Annotated in this window: 19 protein-coding genes and 2 pseudogenes; 10 read left to right on the forward strand and 11 right to left on the reverse strand. The window is 56.1% G+C overall.

Annotated features, from left to right (window positions below; all coding sequences use genetic code 11):
* The first annotated feature begins 173 nt into the window (after positions 1 to 173).
* Positions 174 to 5,039 carry a leucine-rich repeat domain-containing protein gene (locus tag CUN63_RS05120; RefSeq protein ID WP_129437646.1) on the forward strand — a complete coding sequence of 1,622 codons (4,866 nt, stop codon included), beginning with the start codon at positions 174 to 176 and terminating at the stop codon, positions 5,037 to 5,039.
* Positions 5,040 to 5,071: 32 nt separating this feature from the next.
* Here the strand turns inward: CUN63_RS05120 and argR are convergent, their stop codons facing one another.
* The 7 genes from argR to acs form a co-directional block, all read right to left on the reverse strand.
* A complete protein-coding gene (argR, locus tag CUN63_RS05125; protein WP_129437648.1) occupies positions 5,072 to 6,052 on the reverse strand; it encodes a transcriptional regulator ArgR in 981 nt (326 codons plus the stop codon).
* A 158-nt stretch (positions 6,053 to 6,210) separates the two neighbouring features.
* A complete protein-coding gene (locus CUN63_RS05130) occupies positions 6,211 to 6,975 on the reverse strand; it encodes an ABC transporter ATP-binding protein (RefSeq protein ID WP_008154324.1) in 765 nt (254 codons plus the stop codon).
* Positions 6,976 to 7,002: 27 nt separating this feature from the next.
* On the reverse strand, positions 7,003 to 8,115 hold the full coding sequence (locus CUN63_RS05135; protein WP_129437650.1) for a M14 family metallopeptidase: 1,113 nt from the start codon (positions 8,113 to 8,115) through the stop codon (positions 7,003 to 7,005).
* A 1-nt stretch (position 8,116) separates the two neighbouring features.
* The gene (locus tag CUN63_RS05140) at positions 8,117 to 8,815 is read right to left on the reverse strand and encodes an ABC transporter permease (protein WP_129437652.1); all 699 of its coding nucleotides are present in this window, start codon (positions 8,813 to 8,815) and stop codon (positions 8,117 to 8,119) included.
* Positions 8,812 to 9,501 (reverse strand): ABC transporter permease, encoded by a 690-nt coding sequence (locus tag CUN63_RS05145; protein ID WP_008154330.1) that lies wholly within the window; start codon positions 9,499 to 9,501, stop codon positions 8,812 to 8,814. The genes CUN63_RS05140 and CUN63_RS05145 overlap by 4 nt, the downstream gene beginning before the upstream one ends.
* A 91-nt stretch (positions 9,502 to 9,592) precedes the next feature.
* Positions 9,593 to 10,366: an ABC transporter substrate-binding protein gene (locus CUN63_RS05150; protein ID WP_008154331.1), complete on the reverse strand. Its 774-nt coding sequence runs from the start codon at positions 10,364 to 10,366 to the stop codon at positions 9,593 to 9,595.
* A 703-nt stretch (positions 10,367 to 11,069) separates the two neighbouring features.
* A complete protein-coding gene (acs, locus tag CUN63_RS05155) occupies positions 11,070 to 13,025 on the reverse strand; it encodes an acetate--CoA ligase (protein WP_129437654.1) in 1,956 nt (651 codons plus the stop codon).
* 458 nt (positions 13,026 to 13,483) lie between these two features.
* On the opposite strand from acs, the gene CUN63_RS05160 reads away from it, so the two are divergent.
* The 8 genes and pseudogenes from CUN63_RS05160 to CUN63_RS05190 all read left to right on the forward strand — a co-directional run bounded on the left by CUN63_RS05160 (position 13,484) and on the right by CUN63_RS05190 (position 18,635).
* Entirely contained in the window at positions 13,484 to 13,747 is a 264-nt protein-coding gene (locus CUN63_RS05160) for a DUF2790 domain-containing protein (protein ID WP_129437656.1), read from the forward strand.
* Positions 13,748 to 13,793: 46 nt separating this feature from the next.
* Positions 13,794 to 14,054, forward strand: a complete 261-nt coding sequence (locus CUN63_RS05165; RefSeq protein ID WP_129437658.1) for a hypothetical protein — start codon at positions 13,794 to 13,796, stop codon at positions 14,052 to 14,054.
* A gap of 518 nt (positions 14,055 to 14,572) precedes the next feature.
* Entirely contained in the window at positions 14,573 to 15,823 is a 1,251-nt protein-coding gene (locus CUN63_RS05170; RefSeq protein WP_008034875.1) for a ribonucleotide-diphosphate reductase subunit beta, read from the forward strand.
* A gap of 377 nt (positions 15,824 to 16,200) precedes the next feature.
* Positions 16,201 to 16,563 (forward strand): annotated as a pseudogene (locus CUN63_RS05175) (ATP-binding protein); the annotation flags it as partial.
* A gap of 29 nt (positions 16,564 to 16,592) precedes the next feature.
* Positions 16,593 to 16,709: pseudogene (locus CUN63_RS32050) on the forward strand (hypothetical protein); the annotation flags it as partial.
* Between the two features lie 141 nt (positions 16,710 to 16,850).
* Entirely contained in the window at positions 16,851 to 17,315 is a 465-nt protein-coding gene (locus CUN63_RS05180; protein WP_129437662.1) for a restriction endonuclease, read from the forward strand.
* The gene (locus tag CUN63_RS05185; protein WP_129437664.1) at positions 17,316 to 17,735 is read left to right on the forward strand and encodes a very short patch repair endonuclease; all 420 of its coding nucleotides are present in this window, start codon (positions 17,316 to 17,318) and stop codon (positions 17,733 to 17,735) included.
* 390 nt (positions 17,736 to 18,125) lie between these two features.
* Positions 18,126 to 18,635 (forward strand): Bro-N domain-containing protein, encoded by a 510-nt coding sequence (locus tag CUN63_RS05190; RefSeq protein ID WP_129437666.1) that lies wholly within the window; start codon positions 18,126 to 18,128, stop codon positions 18,633 to 18,635.
* A 183-nt stretch (positions 18,636 to 18,818) separates the two neighbouring features.
* Here the strand turns inward: CUN63_RS05190 and CUN63_RS05195 are convergent, their stop codons facing one another.
* Positions 18,819 to 19,064 carry a type II toxin-antitoxin system Phd/YefM family antitoxin gene (locus tag CUN63_RS05195; protein ID WP_129437668.1) on the reverse strand — a complete coding sequence of 82 codons (246 nt, stop codon included), beginning with the start codon at positions 19,062 to 19,064 and terminating at the stop codon, positions 18,819 to 18,821.
* 273 nt (positions 19,065 to 19,337) lie between these two features.
* Between CUN63_RS05195 and CUN63_RS05200 the strand changes: the two genes are divergently transcribed.
* The gene (locus tag CUN63_RS05200) at positions 19,338 to 20,327 is read left to right on the forward strand and encodes a hypothetical protein (RefSeq protein WP_129437670.1); all 990 of its coding nucleotides are present in this window, start codon (positions 19,338 to 19,340) and stop codon (positions 20,325 to 20,327) included.
* Between the two features lie 30 nt (positions 20,328 to 20,357).
* On the opposite strand, the gene CUN63_RS05205 is transcribed toward CUN63_RS05200, so the two are convergent.
* From CUN63_RS05205 to CUN63_RS05215, 3 genes are all read right to left on the reverse strand, one after another.
* Positions 20,358 to 20,894, reverse strand: coding sequence for a hypothetical protein (locus CUN63_RS05205; protein ID WP_256657662.1), 537 nt, complete (start codon positions 20,892 to 20,894; stop codon positions 20,358 to 20,360).
* The gene (locus CUN63_RS05210; protein WP_008145964.1) at positions 20,836 to 21,204 is read right to left on the reverse strand and encodes a hypothetical protein; all 369 of its coding nucleotides are present in this window, start codon (positions 21,202 to 21,204) and stop codon (positions 20,836 to 20,838) included. Before CUN63_RS05210 ends, CUN63_RS05205 begins: the two co-directional genes overlap by 59 nt.
* Positions 21,205 to 21,275: 71 nt before the next feature.
* A complete protein-coding gene (locus CUN63_RS05215) occupies positions 21,276 to 22,091 on the reverse strand; it encodes a sulfite exporter TauE/SafE family protein (protein WP_129437672.1) in 816 nt (271 codons plus the stop codon).
* Positions 22,092 to 22,180: the final 89 nt, after the last annotated feature.

Genomic DNA, 22,180 nt, shown 5'->3' on the forward strand with positions numbered 1-22,180 from the left:
CGGTTTTTCCCGGGTTTACGGCAATGCGACATATAGGGTCGCAAAGGCGCAGTTTAAACCGCCGGCACAGGTTATAGGCAGGCTTGTCGAACGGTGCGGTAAATATGTACCGCACGGAACCGATCATCGTCTGTTTTGCTGGCGGCTCATCCAAAACGCTAAGGGAATAGCGCATGAGCCGATACGAGAACGATCGCCTTTCCACTACTGGAGGCAGTGAATCCGCTACGCAGCCGGACGATCACTACCATCACCTGTTCAACAATCTGCCAGTCTGGGTATTAGAAGCACCGTCCAGTACGCATAGCGCCCTCAAGAACGCCACGCTTATGACACCGGACTGGCATGGCACCGCAACACCGCAGCAGCACCAGTCGCTGAAAAAGATCAGTCAGGAACACTGGACCCATCGAAATCGTCTGGACTCAATGCTGTCGAAGCTGCAAAGCGCACAAGCCTTTGCCGAACCGCTGCTGAGCGATGCCCTGAAAACCCGGTTTGACCTGGAACTGGACGTCAAAACCACCTTCCTGCGCCTGTATATCCCTCAAACCGTGCCGCTTTTCGGAATCAAGACTGGCGCCGCGCGCACCTGGACCGTGTCGATGCTCGACGCCGCCCTGCATAACTTTCAGGAATCGGAAACAGCGACAGGGGCTTACGAACCAGCCTCGACGTTCATCACCAAACCTTCGCCCACAGGGCAGTTCGATACGCTACCGGCGGTCAAGCAAAAGCTCACTATCCCGGCCTTTGCCCGGTTATGCCGGGAACTGGATATCGGCGCCCGGTACAACGCTTACCTCAAAGACAATCTGGGGCCGTCCAACCCGGTGGCCGGTGCGGTGTTGAAATCGAAGGTGATCGGCTCGCACAAAACAGCACTCCAATCTGCGCTGCAGATGGCGCAAGTCCGAAAGGATATTTCAGCGGATGCCCATCTCTCGATCCTGCGCATTCTGGAAGGGCGTTCGGGTGCTCGACTGGATGGGCAGCCGCTATATGGTCACGATTTGACAATGATGTCCTCCTCACTGACCGGCATTGTCATTTTCGCGACGAGCCTGGAGCGAGCACGCACGGCAACACGGATCATTGCCTACATTCCCGATGATCCAGAGCATCCTCTCAAGGAATACCCGAATACATTGGCGTTCATGGCCGAGTTGACCCGCAAACTGCGCTCGCCCGCTTATCAAACGTTCTTCAGTCGCTTCGTCGACCATAAGGAAAGAGGACATTTTTTCGCGGACCTCAACCGTCGCCTCCAGAGCGTGACCTGGCATCAACACCGACAGGGCGACCCACTGCCGAGCTGGCGCGAAACGCCCATCGACAAGCCTGATTTGCGGTTTTCGGCGATCCCGTTCAGAGCGGACCTGTGGAACCATCTCCATCAGCGACAGCTGAACAAGATCCTCAACGATGCAAGCACGCTCGCCGTCTCCACCGCCACTGCCGACAGCAACGCGCGATGGGCATTGTGGAATGCCTTCAGCAAAGTGGCCTCGACAATCCTTGAAATCGCGACGTTCGTTGCGTTGCCTTTCGTCCCGTTTCTCGGCGAATTGATGTTGGGCTACATGGCTTACCAGTTACTCGACGAAACCTTCGAAGGCATAGTGGACCTGGCTGAAGGGCTGAAAACAGAAGCGTTCGGGCATCTGATGACGTTCGTCGAAACGGTGGTTCAGGTGGGGACATTTGCGGTGGGCGGCGCCATCGCTGCCCGAACCCTCAGCCGTCTGCTCTCTCGTGAAGCTATTGCGCTTGTCGACCCACTCAAACCCGTCACAACGCCCGAAGGAAAAACCCGCTACTGGAAGCCGGATCTCAAGCCTTACGAACAAGCACTCATTTTGCCCGAAGGAGCAAAACCCGATCACCTCGGCCTCTATCAAAACGAGGGCAAGACGCTGCTGCCGCTGGAGGGAAAACTGTATGCCGTGAAGTCCGACCGCGTGCCAGGCACGTTTCAGATTGAGCATCCAAACCGAACTGATGCTTATCAGCCACCTCTGCTGCATAACAACCACGGCGCCTGGCACACAGAACTGGAGCAACCGCTGAACTGGGACCGGGAAAAGGTCATGCGCCGCCTCGGCCACAGCGTCGAGTCGTTCACCAGCACCGAGCGCGAACAGATCCTGCGGATCAGCGGTTACCACGACAACGTAGTGCGCGAAATGCATGTCGAACATTATCGCCCGCCTTCGCTGCTGACAGACACGATCAAGCGCTTCAGGATCAACCGGGACATCGAAACCTTTATCGAACAGATCGGCAGCGACCAGCCCGAGCGCTATCGCAAGGCCGATCTGATCCTGCAACATCAATTGCTGAGCAGCTACGACGATTGGCCTGTCGACACGCCAATGCCGGCACCGGAAACCCAAACACAAGGTTTCAGAAAACAAACGGCCGCACTTGCCCTGAAGCATCACAAATCGCTGTTCGATACACGCTATCGCGCGCAGGAGAAAACCGACAACGTGCAGGTCCAGCGACTGCTCGACGACGTGCGTGGATTGCCGACCGATGTCGCGCAAGAGCTGGTGAGCAATGCAACCGGGACCGAGTTACGCCAGCTGCACAACGGTCGCGCGCCCCAACGGCTCAAGGAAGCAGCACTAAAAGCCATGGAGGCCGTACGCGCAACCAGAGCCTGTGAAGGCCTTTATTCCGACGTTCTGGACAACACCGACACCCACCGACTGGCCTTGCAAAGCCTGAGTTCCCTGCCCGGTTTTCCCGCCGAGCTGCGTATCGAAGTGAGGGATTATGCCCATGACGGACTTGTGCGCGACAGCATTGGCCAGTCCGATGCACCGATCGTGAAAACACTGGTGCGCGCTGAAGACGGCACTTACCAGGTTTATCAAGACAGCGAATCGGTGCCCGGTGATTTTTATCAGGGACTTTTTCAGGTGCTGCCGCAAGCACAGCGCAATGCGTTGAACCCTTCTATAGCAAACGCTCAGTCACTCAAAGTACGCATCGCCGAACATGCATTGAACCAACCGGCACTGCGCAAGCTGTTCGCAAAAAATCCCCATCGAAAACCGTTCTACGATCCGACGACCATGCGCTTGCCCGGCGGCACAGAGGGATACAGGCGCAGTTACGCCCCGACGCCATCTCTCACCGACCGGGTTCGCGAGGTTTACCCCAGCCTTTCCGAGGAGGAACTCCAGTCTGTTGTTGTCCAGTTACAAACGCATCCCGATGGCGCACGCACGGAGCTCTCACGCCTGTCCAGCGAGCTCTCGCGACTGCATCAGGATCTGAACACCTGGCTAAACGACTCGCCCACTGTTCACCCGCGAACCCGGGCCCCTCTGAGCGAATTGGAACAACGGGCCGCTCGACACAATCGCAGGCTGCTGGCCCAGGAAATCCAGCGCAGCTGGCGTCGACAATCAGAGCGAGACTTCGATGGCCCGAATGACACGCCGCGCTACACACTCAGATTTGCCGGGCCGATTCTTGGCGATCTACCGACGCTGACGGCCGATTTCCCCCATGTGTCATTGCTGTCCCTTGAAGGCAGCAATGCTGTGCAGGGTGTTCCCGAGTTTCTTCAGCGCTTCAACAGTTTGCGCCACCTCGATTTAAAACGCTTTTCCCTGACCTCCCTCCCCGAGGCCATTCCTCGAATGAAGGACCTTGATACGCTGGTGTTAAGCGACTGCGGAATCAGGTTCGATGCAGCCAACTGGGCGAAACTGTCTTCATTGAACAAGCTGGTCATGCTGGATCTGCACCAGAACCTGTTCACTATGGTGCCCAGTGTCGAATCTATGCCTGAGCTTGTTCACCTGGACCTGAGCCGTACCGGTCTGACCGACATTCCCGACAGCGTAATTCGCCACCCCAAACTTGATACCGCCAAGCTGCTACACAACAGGATCAGTGAACTGCCTTCGCAATTATTCGAAAGCCCGGTGTACACCAAACGCGCAATACACCTGACGCACAATCCGCTTTCGGATAACGCCCGACAACTGATCAAGCATCACTACTTCGACAGCTCATACGATTTGGGTATCTATGCCCCAGAGGCGGACATCAACCGAGTCAGGGCGCTGTACCCGAACCTGGAGGTCGAACAGGCGAGCGAGTTTGTCTATGAACTGTCAGGCACCCTGGCAGACGGCCGGATCGAGCTGACAAACCTTGAAGCGGAGTTGGCACAACTGAGCAACGACTTGGCGGCATGGACCGCCGACCTTCCGGCCCAACACCCGTTGACGGGCGAACCGTTCACCGCCCAACAACAGCTTGTCGAGCACATGAACCGCGACCAGTTCAAACAGACACTGGAGCAGTGCTGGCGGCATGAAAGCGAACTGGATGATTTCAATGAGGCGCTGGAGCCCACCTATGAACTCGTTTTCAACTCCTACATCAACGGCGACCTGCCTACCCTGAACGCCGACTTCAGTCATGTGACATCGCTGGAGTTACGCAGCGTCAACGGAGTGACCCGCGCCGGGCAGTTTCTGGAGTCTTTCCCCAACCTCAAAAGCCTCAAACTGCGCGACTGTAATCTGGGCAACATTCCCGATGCGGCGTTCAAAATGGGTCAACTGCGGTCGCTGTCGCTCCCAGAATGCCGCGTCGAACTGTCAGCGGAATCGGCAAGTGCGCTGGCGGGAATGGAACAGCTCGATTATCTCGATCTGGCCCACAATCCCCTGGGGCAAACGCCTGACCTGAGTCAGATGATGGAGCTCGCGACCGTACTGCTGAATGACACCGGTATCACCGAAATACCGCACGGCCTGCTGAAAATGACCGAGCTGGACTGGGCCGACCTCAGTGGCAACGCCATCACCGAAGTCCCCAGCGATGTGCTGGAGCTGCCGGTGGAAATCGCTGAAAACATCAGTTTTCGAGGTAATCGGTTTTCCGAAGAGAGCCTGCTACGGCTGATCGGCTACTTCGAACGGACGGGCATGGACTTTGGCGTGGAAGAGGTGATCAATCGAGGTGAGATGGATCTCTCGACTTCTGAAGGCTCCGACATGGAGGAATAAATCAACCTTCAGCAGGTGGCGTGGTTGCTCTTTCACCCACGCTCCGAGGGTACCGACGACAGTTCGAACGGGCTGCTGCTGCGCCGCTGGTTGCGATCTTCCCGCGGCGTGGCACCGAAGAAGTTGCGGTAGGCGCTGGAGAAGTGCGGCCCTGAGGAGAAGCCACACGACAGGCCGATCTGGATGATCGACTTGCTGGTTTGCATCAACATTTGCCGGGCCTTGTTCAGGCGCAGTTCCAGGTAATACTGGCTCGGCACACGGTTGAGGTATTGCTTGAAGATCCGCTCCAGCTGCCGACGGGACACGCACACATGCTGGGCGATTTCGTCGGTGGTCAGCGGCTCTTCGATGTTGGCTTCCATCAGCAGCACGGCTTGCGTGAGCTTCGGATGGCTGGAACCGAGACGATTCTGCAGCGGAATGCGTTGGCGTTCGCCACCCTCGCGGATGCGCTCGACCACCAACTCTTCGGATACCGCACCGGCCAGCTCGGCGCCGTGGTCGCGGGCCAGCACGGCCAGCAACAAATCGAGTACCGACAGGCCGCCGCACGCTGTCAGACGATCGCGATCCCAGTCGAACAGATGGCTGGTAGCAATGACTTTCGGGAAGCGTTCGGTGAAATCGTCCTGCCAGCGCCAATGCACGGCAGCGCGATAACCGTCGAGCAAACCCAGTTGGGCCAACGGGTAAACACCGGCCGACAAACCGCCAATGACACAACCGGCTCGCACCAGTTGTTTCAACGAACTGCTGAGCGCCGGCGCGAGTGTGGTCGGTGGCTCATCGGCAAGTAAAAACAGTTTCTGGAAGTTCTCGAGCTTGCCGGCCCACGGCTCACCCGGCAATTTCCAGGCGCCTTCGGTCGGCGGTTCGGCCTGCAAAAACGACAGTTCGTAGACAACGTCCGGATGCACACGCTGGGCAACACGCAAGGCCTCCTCAGCCAGCGCAAGCGTTAGTGCTTTAGTGCTGGGCCAAATCAGGAAACCAATTCGATGGGCAGTCATGGCGGGCAATCCGAAACGAAAACAGTGTTAAAGGCATGGGCCAATGCTAGCCCGTAAATGAACGCATATCTCGGAACCGGTAGAGATCAAATGTGGGAGCGGGGCCAGCCTCTAGATTGCGAAGCATGCACTATCCCGGTGCGCAACGGGAGATCGGTTTACTTGAGGCTACCCGAGAGGAATTGTTGCAGACGTTCGGACTGTGGATTGACCAGCACCTCACGCGGGTTGCCGCTTTCTTCGACGACACCTTTGTGCAGGAACACCAGTTGATTCGACACTTCACGGGCGAAGCCCATTTCGTGCGTCACCACCACCATGGTCCGGCCTTCCAGCGCCAGGGCCTGCATGACTTTCAGCACGTCGCCAACCAGTTCCGGGTCGAGTGCCGATGTCGGTTCGTCGAACAGCATCACCTCGGGTTCCATCGCCAGCGCACGGGCAATCGCCACACGCTGCTGCTCGCCGCCGGACATGTGGCCCGGGTAGGCGTCTTTGCGATGGGCCACACCGACCTTATTCAGGTAGTGCTCGGCCTTCTCGCGGGCTTCTGCCTTGGACATGCCGAGCACGTGGACCGGCGCTTCCATGATGTTTTCCAGTGCGGTCATGTGCGACCACAGGTTGAAATGCTGGAACACCATCGACAGGCGCGAACGCATGCGTTGCAGCTGTTTCGGGTCGGCCGCCTTCAGCGCGCCGTCCTTGTTGGCGACCAGTTTCAGCTCTTCATTGTTGAGCAGAATCTTGCCCGCGTGCGGCTGCTCCAGCAGGTTGATGCAGCGCAGGAAAGTACTTTTGCCGGAGCCACTGGAGCCGATGATGCTGATCACATCGCCAGCCGCCGCTTTCAGGGACACGCCCTTGAGCACTTCGTGACTGCCATAGCGTTTATGCAGGTCTTGGACTTCAAGTTTGTACATGCGGTCGGTTCTCACAAAAACAGTCAGTCAGTCGTTGAGCAAGCGCCCGTGACGCAGCGCTTCGCGCCCCGCCACCTTGGCCAGCCAGAAACCGGGTTGGGCATAACGCAGCCGTTCAATGGCAAACAGCACCCCGGACGTACCAGCACACACCGTGCTGACCCGATCCGATAACGGATCGATCACTTCGAAAATCTCATCGCCGGCTTCAATCCATTCACCGGGTTTACGCAAGAAACTGATCACGCCAGGGTGTGGCGCAAACAGTAATTCGGTGCCTTCGAACGGCATGCCTTCGCAAGCATCTTGCGCAGGTTTTGGCCATTCGCCGCTGATCAGGCCTTGCTCGGCGAGGAACGCCAGAATGCCTTCGGCGTAAGCCATCGCTTCTGGGCGACCGGTATCGGCCTGACCACCTAATTCAATGGTAGTCGCCAGGCAGGCCAAGGGAATCTGCGCATCAGGAAACAGACGCGACAGACGCAACCACGGCAGCGAGCACGCTTCGTCAAACGAACTGCCGCCAGAATCTTCCGCCAGCAGCCCCACCTTTACGTTCAAGTGCGCGGCCAACGAACGCCATTGCGGCCAGTGTTGCGGCAAGGCGTACATGTGCAGCGCCGCTTCGGCATCGCAATGCAGATCAAGCACCACGTCAGCGGTGCAGGCATGACTGAGCAAAATGCGCTGCATGCCTTGCAACTGACTGGCGGCTGGTGGCAATGCGGCGAGCACATCGTTCATGGCCTGACGGATCAGCTGAATATTGGCGTGCGGATCATCACCCAGGCGCCCTTCCAGCTCGGCGGCCACTGGCGCGCTCAGCTCGACGAAATCCCGGTTGAAGTTCTTGCCGCTGCCCGCCTCAAAACGCCCTTGATGACTGCCCTGAAACAGTTGGCCGAGGCCCAGTGGATTGGCCACCGGCACCAGTTCGATCACACCGTTGAGCAAGCCTTGGGCTTCAAGTTCGGTCAGGCGCTTTTTCAGCTCCCAAGCCGTGCGCATCCCCGGCAGTTCATCGGCGTGCAGGCTGGCCTGGATGTAGGCCTTGCGCTCGCCACTACCGAAGCGGAACACCGAAATCTGGCGTTCGCTGCCCAAGTGGCTCCACGGCAATGAATGATCGATGCGTTCCATATCAGTGCTTCCGCGGGGCCAGATAGCCCAGCCAGCGGCGCTCGGCCAGTTTGAACATCCGCACCAGAATGAAGGTCAGGCACAGGTAGAACACGCCGGCGGTGATGTAGGCTTCGAACGGCAGGTAGAACTGCGCGTTGACCGTACGCGCGGCACCGGTGATGTCGATCAGGGTCACGATGGACGCCAGACTGGTGGTCTGCAGCATCATGATCACTTCGTTGCTGTACTGCGGCAGTGCCCGGCGCAAGGCCGACGGCAGCAAGATGCGCTTGTACATCTTGTAGCGCGACATGCCCATCGCCTTGGCCGCTTCGATCTCACCGTTCGGCGTGGCCCGCAGGCTGCCGGCGATGATTTCAGCGGTGTAGGCGCTGGTATTGATCGCGAAGGCCAGACACGCACAGAACGTCGCGCTGGACAGCCACGGCCAGAGGAAGCTTTCACGTACCGCTTCGAACTGCGCCAGACCGTAGTAGATCAAGAACAGCTGCACCAGCATCGGTGTGCCGCGGATCACGTAGGTATAGAGCCAGGCGCTCATGTTGACGGCCGCGTTTTTTGAGACGCGCATCAAGCCCAGCGGCAAGGCGCACAGCAGACCGAAAAACAGCGACAGCCCGAGCAATTTGAGGGTGGTCACCAGGCCGCCGAAGTACAACGGCAGGGCCTCCCAAATGACGTTGTAGTCGAAGATCATAGATCAGCCGCCCTTACGCCTACCGAGTAGCGCTTCTCAAGGTGACGCAATGCCAGCAACGAGACGCTGGTGATCACCAGGTACATTGCCGCCACTGCGAGGAAGAAGGTGAAAGGCTCGCGGGTGGCATCTGCCGCCTGCTTGGCCTTGAACATCATGTCTTGCAGCCCCACCACCGAAATCAGCGCGGTGGCCTTGGTCAGTACCAGCCAGTTGTTGGTGAAACCCGGAATCGCCAGGCGAATCATCTGCGGCACCAACACCCGGAAGAACACCTGAAAACTGCTCATGCCGTACGCCATGCCGGCTTCTGCCTGACCTTTCGGGATCGCCATGAAGGCGCCACGGAAGGTTTCCGACAGGTACGCACCGAAGATGAAGCCCAGGGTGCCGATACCGGCGGCCAACGGGTTCAGGTCGATGTAGTCGTCAAAACCGAGCATTGGCGCGACGCGATTGAGCAGGTCCTGACCGCCGTAGAAAATCAGCAGGATCAGCACCAGGTCGGGAATACCGCGGATCACCGTGGAATACAGGTCGCCCAACCAGGCCAGCCAGCGAATCGGGGACAGACGCAGCGCAACGCCGATCAGACCCAGAACAATGGCCAAGACCATGGACGACAAGGCGAGCTGAAGCGTCAGCCATGCGCCATCGAGGATGACAGCCCCGTAGCCTTTCAACATGATTCAGGTCCTCGAAAAGGGGGATGAAAAAATGGCGCAAACCTCAGAGATCCTGTTGCTTGCGCCATTTCGGACTTGTCGCCGGGACGTGTTATTTGCCGTAGATATCGAAGGCGAAGTATTTGTCCTGGATTTGCTTGTACTTGCCGTTCTCGCGAATGGCGGTGATCGCGGTGTTGATCTTGTCTTTCAGCGCGTCACCCTTGCGAACTGCGATACCTACACCGTCGCCGAAGTATTTGACGTCGGTGAAGGCCGGGCCAACGAAGGCGAACCCTTTGCCAGCGTCGGTTTTCAGGAAACCGTCATCCAGCAGCGTAGCGTCTGCCACGGTGCCGTCGAGGCGGCCAGCGGCGACGTCGAGGTAAATTTCGTTCTGCGAACCGTAAGGCTTGATCTCGGCACCCAGCGGGGCCAGGACTTCGCGGGCGAAACGCTCGTGGATCGAACCACGTTGCACGCCAATGTTCTTGCCCTTGAGCTCAGCCAGACTGTCGCTGACTGGAGTGCCGGCCTTCATGACCAGGCGAGCCGGGGTGTTGTAGTACTTGTTGGTGAAGTCCACGGACTTCTTGCGATCTTCAGTGATCGACATGGACGACAGGATCGCGTCGATCTTGCGCACTTTGAGTGCCGGGATCAGACCGTCGAACTCTTGCTCGACCCAAACGCACTTGACCTTCATCTCTTCGCACAGAGCGTTGCCGATGTCGTAGTCGAAACCAACGATGCTGCCGTCCGGCGCTTTAGAAGCGAACGGAGGGTAAGCCGCTTCGATACCAATTTTCAGAGGCTTTTCATCGGCGAAAGTCGGCAGGGACAGCACGGACAGTGCCAGGGCGCCAAGCAGCACGAGTTTCTTCATCTTGGGACTCCATCGGTAAAGGGCTAAAACGGCAGAGTGAGCGATAGCCCAATATGCGAATGAGTGGAACCGCAAAGCGGTGCTGCGTCGTAGGAATCGCGCGTTTTTTTTAACGCGAGCAACAACGAGCGAGTGATCGGCATTCTAACGACAGGCCCGAAGCCGATATTTCTTCAATGCGACAACTAATTACAGAAGCACCGAGAAAGCCGCTTGGGCGCGTTGACAGCCTTGCAAATTCATGCAAGAGCAAAAGACAGTGAACCGATCTATGTTGCAAATTGCGGGCCTATTATTGGCAAACCCTTCTAATCCGGCAAGCGCAGCGTTGTGTCTTATTTTTTGCAGGGGCTGAGGAGGCCCGATGATGGGACTTTGCGTTTCCCAATGCCCCGTATCGGAGCGAGCGGTTACACATTCAGTTACTTGAAAGGTGATGGGTAACAGTGGGAAATCACCTACAGGTGAAGCCGATAATTATTGGCAGTTGTTTATGTGGCGTCTGACAGATCGCCTTCGCGAGCAAGCCCGCTCCCACATTGGATCTGCTTCTGGCACAAATTCTCTGCTCACTGGAGATCTAGTGTGGGAGCGGGCTTGCTCGCGAAGAGGCCCGCCCAAGCAACGGAAAATCCAAACCTGATCGACATAAAAAAACCCCACCAGGCTCAACACCTGGCGGGGTTTAGATGACTCGGAACGCTTACGCGACGTTCATGATCTTGTGCTCATCAATCAAATGCTGCACCACACCCGGATCCGCCAAGGTGGAGATATCCCCCAACCCATCGTATTCAGCCGTAGCAATCTTGCGCAGAATGCGGCGCATGATTTTTCCCGAACGGGTTTTCGGCAGACCCGGCGCCCACTGGATGACATCCGGCGAGGCAATCGGGCCAATCTCTTTACGCACCCAGTTTTTCAGCTCCAGACGCAGCTGCTCGCTCGGCTCTTCGCCACCGATCAACGTGACATAGACATAGATGCCCTGCCCTTTGATGTCGTGCGGCACACCGACCACGGCCGCTTCGGCGACTTTCGGGTGGGCGACCATCGCGCTTTCGATCTCGGCGGTCCCCATGCGGTGGCCGGACACGTTGAGCACGTCATCCACGCGACCGGTAATCCAGTAGTAACCGTCTTCGTCACGACGCGCACCGTCACCGGTGAAGTACATGCCGCGGAACGTCTTGAAGTAGGTATCGACGAAGCGGTCATGGTCGCCATACAGCGTGCGCGCCTGGCCCGGCCACGAATCGAGAATCACCAGGTTGCCCTCGGCAACGCCTTCGATGATGTTACCCAGGTTATCCACCAGCGCTGGCACCACGCCGAAGAATGGTCGTGCAGCAGAACCCGGCTTGAGCGCGTGCGCACCCGGCAACGGGCTCATCAGGGTCGCGCCGGTTTCGGTCTGCCACCAGGTGTCGACGATCGGGCAACGGGATTGGCCGACGTTCTTGTAGTACCAGTCCCACGCTTCCGGGTTGATCGGCTCACCGACCGAACCCAACAAACGCAAACTGCTGCCATCGGCGCCTTCAACGGCCGCCTTGCCCGACGCCATCATCGCGCGGATTGCGGTGGGGGCGGTGTAGAGAATGTTGACCTTATGTTTGTCGACGATTTTCGCCACCCGGGTGATGTCCGGGTAGTTCGGCACGCCTTCGAACAGCAAGGTGGTCGCGCCATTGGCCAGTGGGCCATAGACAATATAGGTGTGGCCAGTGACCCAACCGACGTCGGCGGTGCACCAGTAGACTTCGCCCGGACGGTAGTCGAACACGCGCTCGTGGGTCATCGCCGCGTACAACAGATAGCCGGCGGTGGTGTGCTGTACACCCTTCGGCTTACCGGTCGAACCGGAGGTATAAAGGATGAACAGCGCTTCTTCAGCACCCATTTCTTTCGGCGCGCACACAGTGCCCGCCACTTTCATCAGGTCTTCGTACCAGATGTCGCGATGCTGGTTCCACTTGATGTCGCCACCGGTGCGCTTGCACACGATGACTTTCTGAATGCTGCTGGTTTCCGGGTTGGTCAGCGCGTCGTCGACGTTGCTCTTGAGCGGGATCTTCTTACCGGCACGAATGCCTTCATCAGCAGTGATCACCACTTTGGATTTGCAGTCGATGATCCGGCCCGCCAGGGCTTCCGGCGAGAAACCACCGAACACCACCGAGTGAATCGCGCCAATCCGGGTACACGCCAGCATGGCGACCACGGCTTCGGGGATCATCGGCATATAGATAGTCACCACGTCGCCGCGGTGCACATCCTGGCCGCGCAGGGCGTTGGCGAACTTGCAGACTTGTTCGTGCAGCTCACGGTAGGTGATGTTGCGGCTTTCGGCAGGGTCATCCCCTTCCCAAATGATCGCGATTTGATCGCCGCGTTCGGCCAGATGACGGTCGAGGCAGTTGTAGGAAACGTTCAGGGTGCCGTCGGCGAACCATTTGATGTCGACATGGTGATCATCGAAGGAAGTCTGTTTCACCGTGGTGAAAGGCTTGATCCAGTCGAGGCGCTTGGCTTGCTCGCGCCAGAAGCCGTCCGGGTTAACGACGGACTGCTGGTACATGGCCTTGTAGGTCGCCTCATCAGTCAGCGTGTTGGCCGCAACCTCGGGACGAACGGGATACAGAGAAGCCGCACTCATCTTTGTTACCTCGGTGGAATAGTTGTTTTTGTATGACCCAGTTGTAGCCGGGCCGGGCCTATAGAACCATTCGACGATGGTAGTAACAAGCCCCTACTAAATGTCGTGACTATTCCCACAGGTTTTGTGCAAACGCTCTATTCCGGCCACCAATGGCCAATGTAGGAGCTGCCGAAGGCTGCGATCTTTTGATCTTCGAGGACCGCCAAGATCAAAAGATCGCAGCCTGCGGCAGCTCCTACAGGGATTGTTACGAAATTCGCCAAAGGTGTTTATCAAAAGCACGCCTATATGAATGTAACCCCCACGCCTAAAATCAGCCTCGCCAACCAGGCAACGTGATTAACCAAGTTGCAGCCCCCACGAAGGCAGTTAATCCAAAACCTAGTACTTAAGTTCCACACGCAACCCCAAAAAGGTTGCGTGACCCCACTCGACCTCTAAAAGGTAAATTTGAAATGAAAGCTTTATTAGTTCTGGCCCTCAGCAGCCTGTGCGCAACCGCCATGGCAGACGAGGTCCCGACTGATGTCGCACAGCAGCAACCCGCCATCGAGGAATACACTTACTCCACTCACCTGGACATCGCCAAAGTTGTCTCCATGAGCGAAATCCCGAATGTGTGTGAAGTTGTTCCAGCAACAATGGAATACGACGACTCCAAAGGCCAACGCCACATTCTGCGCTACAGCGTTATGGGTAACGGCTGCTCTAACGGCTAATCACCCGCCCAAGGCACACAACGCCAACGAACCTGGAGCCACTACCATGAAAACCAAACTGATCCTCGCCCTGACCCTCTCTGTCCTGGCCGCTGACGGCTACGACCGCACTGGCTCGGCTGCTTACAGCACGCAAGCGGCTGTCGCTTCTGATGGTTACGACCATACCGGGTCGGCGTCTTTCGCCTCCGATGGCTCCGATCACACAGGCGCTGCCAAACTCGCTTCTGACGGTTTTGATCACACCGGCGCTGCTAAAGTGGCTGCCGATGGCGAAGATCACGTGGGTGCCGCCCGCTTCAGCTGATCATCAAGCGTGACGTTACAGCCCGACCTCGGTCGGGCTTAGTTGTGTCTGGAGCCATCGAAAACCGACTCAAAACACAACATGTAGTGAAAAAGGCGGTTTTCTGGCTGTTTTTTGAACAAAAAAATTGCCCGCCAAAATTTATGAAAAAAAATCTGCACCCGCGACATCCGGCCAAAGCCCTGTAAACCCTCGCTCCGACCGAAAAACCCTCCTTCTCGACCGCTCCATGCGCGGATTCGCCCCACCACGGCCGCAAAAATTTCCCTATAATGCCGGCTTAAACGGGCCTGCAATATTCCCTTACAGGGATAACAGCCAGTCTGAAGCCCACGCCGAAGTCTTCACCGATTTCGGCGCCCGTCAGAGGCTCTCGGAACCCCGTACAAAATTATGTTTATTTGCCTGCGTGTACCGCTGCAAAAAACGCTATCCAACGCGGCCAGAACGGTCGTGTGAAAAACCAACCAATCAGTTTTCACACGGGCATCTGGCCCTCACGCAGGAGACGACACGTCATGCTGAGCTGGGACGAATTCGACAAAGAAGACAGCGGCGAAACCGTTGTAAAAGGCGCCAACGCTGGGCACGCAACTGAAGCCAACATGGACCGCCTCGACACCGCTGGTGGCGTCGCGGCTCAAGAAGCCCGCGCTGTAACCGCGTCCGACTCCGCCGCAATCGCCCGTGCAAAAGCTGCCCTGGACAACCTCGACATCGCCGAAGGCCTCGCCGAACTCGAAGGCGCCTCCGCCCGTGTGGCCGTCGACGAAAAGCGCATGATCAACTGCCGCGCCGACCTCAACCAGCTCGTCCCGTTCAAGTACGACTGGGCCTGGCAGAAGTACCTGGACGGTTGCGCAAACCACTGGATGCCGCAAGAAGTCAACATGACCGCCGACATCGCCCTCTGGAAAGACCCGGAAGGCCTGACCGACGACGAGCGCCGCATCGTCATGCGCAACCTCGGCTTCTTCTCCACCGCCGACTCCCTGGTTGCCAACAACCTGGTCCTGGCCGTGTACCGCCTGATCACCAACCCGGAATGCCGCCAGTACATCCTGCGCCAGGCATTCGAAGAGGCGATCCACACCCACGCCTACCAGTACTGCATCGAATCGTTGGCCATGGATGAAGGCGAGATCTTCAACATGTACCACGAGATCCCATCGGTCGCGAAAAAAGCCACCTGGGGCCTCAAATACACCCGTTCGATCTCCGATCCGAAGTTCGAAACCGGCACCGTCGAAACCGACAAAGAGTTGCTGCGCAACCTGATCGCCTACTACTGCGTTCTGGAAGGCATCTTCTTCTACTGCGGCTTCACCCAGATCCTCTCCATGGGCCGCCGCAACAAAATGACCGGCGTCGCCGAGCAGTTCCAATACATCCTGCGCGACGAATCCATGCACCTGAACTTCGGCATCGACGTGATCAACCAGATCAAAATCGAAAACCCGCACTTGTGGGATGCTGAAATGAAGGAAGAAGCTTCGCAGATGATTCTGCAGGGCACTCAGCTGGAAATCGAATACGCGCGTGACACCATGCCTCGTGGCGTGTTGGGCATGAACGCGGCGATGATGGAGGACTACCTGAAGTTCATCGCTAACCGTCGTCTGTCGCAGATTGGTTTGAAAGAAGAGTATCCAGGGACGACTAACCCGTTCCCTTGGATGAGCGAGATCATGGACTTGAAGAAAGAGAAGAACTTCTTTGAGACTCGGGTTATTGAGTATCAGACTGGTGGGGCGTTGAGCTGGGATTGATCTGGAAAATGCAAAAGAGGGCTGCCGTGAGGCGGCCCTTTTTTATGACCAACGCTATACCTCGCATTAGACCTCGCTAAAATTAAAATCCAGGAAAAGCGCTGTGCTGTAAATGCCAGTGCGCTTAAACTCTTTGAAAAACAATCTTATACAAGAAATTGAGGGAGAAATTAATTTTCCAAGCGAACGCTTGCCGACAACCAAAAAGCCATCATAATAAGAGCTCTTATTTAGTCACAGCAAGAGCAAGGACGCCGCAATCATGCATATAAAATATATACCAAGCAAAGCAACACAAAGCTATTCTCGCTCAGCCCCAGCATTAATAGCGACTTAAGCACTTCCCCAAAGTACACCGACGAATTTAAGGGAATAGCATGTCAAACAAACACCCATTACGCGTGCAATCTCACATCCTACGACTCCTTGGCGATCAGTTAATTGGTCATGATCGCTTAGCAGTGTTCGAGCTTGTTAAAAACTCCTATGACGCCGACGCGAGCACGGTTTCTATCACCATAGAACTCAACAACTCCGCCCCCTGCATTAAAGTAGAAGACAACGGATCAGGAATGAATCTGTCTGTAATTACGGGGGCATGGCTAGAGGTAGGAACAGACTCAAAGCGTACAGCCCAAAACAGAAAACGCTCTAAAATATTTAATCGCCTCCCGCTAGGTGAAAAAGGTGTTGGCAGACTAGCCGTTCAAAAACTCGGAAAAAAACTTCAAGTAATAACAAAGGAAGAAGGCTCACCCGAGTACGAGTTCTGGCGGTTTGGCACGCGAGCAAAGGGCAACGTTTTCAGAATTACAGGGCCACGTTCACCATCCTCGATTTGCCAGAAATACCTAGAGCGTGGCTGGCTGACATCATCAATGGCACACGAGCAAGTGATAGCGCGCATGCACCAGTAGAGTGGCAAAAGTGGGTTAAATCGGGTCAGTACACCCCACTCATAGCCAAGCGCTCACAGCCCATACGCTCCAAAAAGGATCAGCTTCCATCCTCGAAAGAGGACCTAAAGATGCTTGCCATTCTGCACAAACACTTTGCGTCGGATCCTTATGCATTTGAGGCCTGCGCTGCTCATCTGGTGAGGGTATGCCTGCCTGACACGGTTGATCTTGATCTTACGAGGCGCTATCGGGATGGCGGTCGCGATGGCATTGGCAAGCTCCGAATCGGGAGGTCTGAAACTTCTGTCCTTGTAGATTTTGCAATCGAGGCCAAGTGTTATGGCATTGGTAACTCTGTAGGTGTGCGGGAAGTTTCGAGGTTGATCTCTCGTCTGCGACATCGACAGTTTGGGGTGATAATCACAACGTCATGGCTTCACGACCAAGCCTACAAAGAGATTGTTGAAGATGGCCATCCAGTGATGATTCTTGCTGGCAAGGACATTGTCGAACTTCTTCGTGAGACAGGATTGCAAGACAGTAGCGCAGTCCTGAACTGGCTGGAGGCGAGTTTTCCTTTGAACGAGGTCTGAATGAGCGCCGACATAGTCACCCCAGAACACCGCTCCAAGATTATGTCGATGATCAAGGGCAAAAACACGAAGCCTGAAATGCTCGTGAGATCGGTGTGTCATGAGTTGGGGCTTCGCTATCGTCTGCATAGGAAGGATCTGCCGGGCAAACCTGACTTGGTTTTCCCAAAACACCGGTTGTGCATGTTCGTCCACGGCTGCTTTTGGCATCGACATCCAGACTGCAAGTTTGCATACACGCCCAAGAGCAGGCTCGACTTCTGGCAGCCAAAACTGGCGAAGAACGCCGAGCGAGACCTTAATGTTCAGCACGCGCTACTCGCAGAAGGATGGAATGTAGTAATCATTTGGGAATGCCACACCAAAAACAGAGAACTCCTACGCAATGAAATCCAGAAAACATTCGGCTTGAGTGATTAAGCCCTACACCTTCTCGACGGAAAAATGATGAATGATTTTGAAGGGTTGACCACCTGGTATTGACCCTCTAGGCTCTTACTTCGGCGCCTAAGAAACGCCTAAACCAGAGCGGTCCTCCGCACCCGACAGTCATGCGGCTTTTTTTCGTCTGCGGTATCTCTACGCCTACGAGAAAATCCCCGTTATGTCGGGAGTGGGCGAATACAAGACCCGAAAGGGGAATATGTCCGGCCCGTCTCTGGTGGGTTTCTTAGCTCCCGACACCCATAACGAATGCCCTAAGAAAGCAGCCAGAGGTAAAGGAAATGCCTAACATTCCAACCTTCACGATGAAGGTGACTCGCCGTATCCGAATGTCCAATCGCGTGCTTCCGCTTCAGGAGGTTCGCCATGTTTGAACCGCTCGTTTCAACTCTCTTCCTTCGTCACGGCACTAGTCTTCGTGCCCTCTTGGTGGAGAACCAGGCTTGGTTTTGTGCCAACGACTTAGGGCGATTGATGGGCAAACATCTCGACGAACGCATGTCACGCAAGCTAGATGCAGATCAGCGACAGATGATGCTCGTGGAGGCTCAAGGCACTGCCGAAGAACGACTGATGATCAGCGAGTCAGGCGTCTACGCATTGCTGGTTTATCACTATTGCCCGGAGTACCGGCTACTGAGGGAATGGCTGACTCACCAAGTAGTTCCGGCGCTAAGGGATGCGCGTCTATCATGGTCAGTTGAACGACCAACGTTGAGTGTATTGGACTGGCCGAAGATGTCGCTCTGCATGCTGCACTGGCAGGATGAACCGTGGATTCGGTTGCGGGATATGCCTTGTGTGTTGGCGGATGATCCCTTCAATCAGCGGGGATCATGGTGGCGTAAGGCGTCACGATTATTGCGAGGGTTCTGATTGTTCATTGCCGTAAAAAATCCGCTGCTTGAATCTCAGGCAGCGGATTTTGTTTGGGCGGTGTATTTACTGACGCCTTCGCGAGCAGGCTCGCTCCTACAGTAGGCAGCGGCGAATTCTCGGCCAGTGCCTGATCATTGGGCAGTCGGTCGAGAAGTGCTTGGGTTTCTCACAGCGATTGCCTCACAGATGATTCTCAAATCCATCGATGATGTCCTCGGAACGCCTTTCAAAATCCGCAGTCATTCGAATTATTCCCTTCAACCGCCCTGGCTTACGCGCCCGAGTTGTATCGACATGAGGCAGCAGATTTAGATAGGGCTTGCCGTCCTTGGTGATCACAACCGTATCGCCCCGCCAGGCAAGCTCAGCGAGTTGATCGAGTTGGGATTGTGCTTCGTGCATGCTTACTTGTAGCCGCTCAGTCATATGGCACCTCCATGGAGTTGGCCACGCTAGCTGAAGGCTGAGATTTTCGATAGGCGTGGCGAGCCCGCTCTTGGCGGTGTTCCGTTGCAAGTTGTGAATGATGGTGCGTAGAACCAGATACTCAGTGGCGTTCTTGAGTTTTTCGCGAGCAAGCTCGCTCCCACAGGTTTGGTGTGTTGCCGCAGATTTTGCGCTGTGATGAAAACAGTGAGTGCAACCCGTCCCACCTCCCGCTATTAATACCCTTCCCCCCCTCAAGGACCCGAGCCCACCATGAAATTCGACCTCGCCTACTGCCTCAGCCTCGACGACAAGCTGTCGATCTATGACGTGCGCGATTTGAATTTCGACGAGACCATGGAGTTCGATTCCGCTAAGGAACACTTCCAATGTCCCAATGACGCATGCAGGACGGCCTTCGATGCGGCGAATGTGTTGACGACGTTCAACGCCAAGAATGTGAATTACGTTCGCACCCCGCACTTCAAGAACACGCCCAGCACCCGCCATGTTGCGGATTGTCCTTATGTCAGCCTCAAGACGCCGCCGTCAGGTGTGGACGCGGACGGTGCGGAAACGGATGACAGTCGCGAGGAGCATTTCCCGTCGGAGTTGTTGCTGACGCGGCGTGAGTATGTGCGTAAGCCGTCGAGCCCGGCGGTGGCGGCTGACGTGATGCGGGACGATCCGAAACCGTCTTCAGCTGCCAGTGATATCGAACACCCGAGCCGCGAGTCGGCACCGGACAAGACAAGTGTCTTCGCCCATCCGGTGGAGTGTTTTGTGTCGAATTTCGAGGACAAGGAGTTGCTCAAGCGCATGCCGCTGAAGATTGGCGAGCACACGGCGCCCTACAGTTCTTTCTTCAAGAAAATCGAGTTTCTGCTGGACAACAAAGGGCTGATTTACTGGGGCAAGATCAAGAAAATCGAGGATTACCACAGCGCAAGTTTTCGCATCGATTTCGAACAGAAGGTCTGGTTCAAGCAACCGGACGAGGCGAAGAAGAAGCCTTACTCGGTCAACGTTTACCTGAGCAAAAAATTGATCGACAACTACCGCAAGCGCAAAGCATTTTTGGAAGAGATCAAGCACGCTATCGAGAGCGAAAAAGAGTTGTTTTGCTTTTTCTATGGTGTGACGCCGGAGTTGAAACAGGTACCGAGCAAGAAAAACCCCGAGCAGATGTTCGGGGTGTTCAGTGCCCATATCGAGAACCTGGATCACTTCATCATTCGTGAGGCGCCGGGGCTCAAAGGTTAAAGGACCGGGTCACGGCGTTATTGCGACGGCTCATTGCGCTTCGAGATTAAGCTGCCTTACGACCTCCCGAATCTCCCGTTTCACTTCCTTGTGCCGCTCACGGGCTGCTTGAATGCCAAGCTCATCAAGGCCGCCGTAACGGCTTAACCAGTGAACGATCATTTCCTCATCCGGGTAGAAGTAATCCCTGTGTTCTTTACCGCCTCTCAGGTAGTTGTTCATGTCGGTATCGAAGCGGCCTGCCGAGAACTCGTCAGGGGGTAAAGAACCTCGTTCGGCAGCACATCCTTCAAACACCCAGGCGATGTTATTGATGTGTTTCTGCGCACCGCGATGTCCGCGTTTGTAAAACACGTACTCGTGACAACTCTCTTGGAATCGCTCCGCTATCAGTTCGTCGTTGAACCAACGAAGTATGTCGTGTTGCCCCGCATGCTGAATCACGCCGTTTATCCAACGCTCGGAAAAACGTTGAACGAAACCTTCGATATCCGCTTTTTTCGCGTTTTCAGTCCTGCCGCACGATCTCTTCGACCCATTCAAGCTCATAGGGCCGGCGAATGACATCCGAGATGTAGTCCAGCGCATCTTCACTGAGCACTGATAACTCTGCGTCGGTCAGCAAGTCATGCATGACAAACAACCTCAATGCGGTGAGAGCACTGGAGCGGGATTGGCTGTGATGGTCAAAGGCCCGGGCCATGTCCTTATTCCGATCATGGATCAAGCCGTAGAGCATTCCATATCGAGCGTGAGCAGACAGCGCACCGTGCAGGGTAATGGCTTTTGCATCGGCAAGAACGCCCTGGCAAAACCGATCGAGCGCGATCTTGCGCAGTTCCTTGAATTTCTTCCAGTCACTTTCGAGGATCGACATGGCATTCTCCTGCGTGAAATCTTGGACAGTGCGAAGGCGCATTGTTGCGAATAAGGCTACCGATTCCAACCCTACGTGACGCACATACTCAGCATCACCAAAACCAGCAAACCAACATATACCCGCGCATGCATTCGGTCCGGTATCCGCCCAATCCACGGCGTAGCCAACCGAATCCCCACCATAGACCCCACCGTCAAAACTGCAAACGCCAGCACATCCACATAACCGATAAACCACGGCCCCAGATCAAGCTCGGTAAACCCAGCCAACGCCATGTAAGTCAGCGTCCCGGCCAACGCCACGGGCAAACTCAGCGGATTGGCCATGGACGTCGCCTGGGACATGCTCAACCCACAACGCCGCAACAACGGCACGGTCATGACGCTGCCGCCTACGCCGAGAAACGTGGCGATGGTGCCGATTCCTACACCGCCGCCAGACACTTCTGCCCTTCCCAATCGCCGTGGGATGGCGGTGTCGGACGCTGTAAGAAAGCCGCGTCGAAACAGGCAATCCGCGATGGTCACGCCCAGGTACGCGATGAAGGCATAGCGAATCACCTCACCACTCACCCACATCGCCGCTACGGCGCCGACTACCGCGCCCACGCCGATAAACCCGCCCAACGGCCACAGGTAATGACGAATGAGATTACCGGCGCGTCGGTGTTTTCCGGTGGCGATCGTTGCGTTGACGATCATCACGCAGGTCGAGGTAGCTACAGCAATGTGCATCGCCGATTGGCTGACGGGATCGTCTGTGCCGTGGCTGGTCATGAGCATGCGGTACAGCAATGGCACGACGACGAAACCGCCGCCGAAGCCGAACAGCACCGCGGTGATGCCGGTCATGCAGCCGAAGAGTGCCAGCAGGAGATAGAACATGGGTGTCGTCCGTTGTTGAGAGCGGTCGACGATAGAACGATGCGCCTTGGCCTGCCTCAGCAAGTCAGCCAATAATGTTCGCGTTTACG

This window comes from Pseudomonas sp. ACM7 (assembly GCF_004136015.1).
GTDB classification, from domain to species: Bacteria; Pseudomonadota; Gammaproteobacteria; order Pseudomonadales; family Pseudomonadaceae; genus Aquipseudomonas; species Aquipseudomonas frigoris.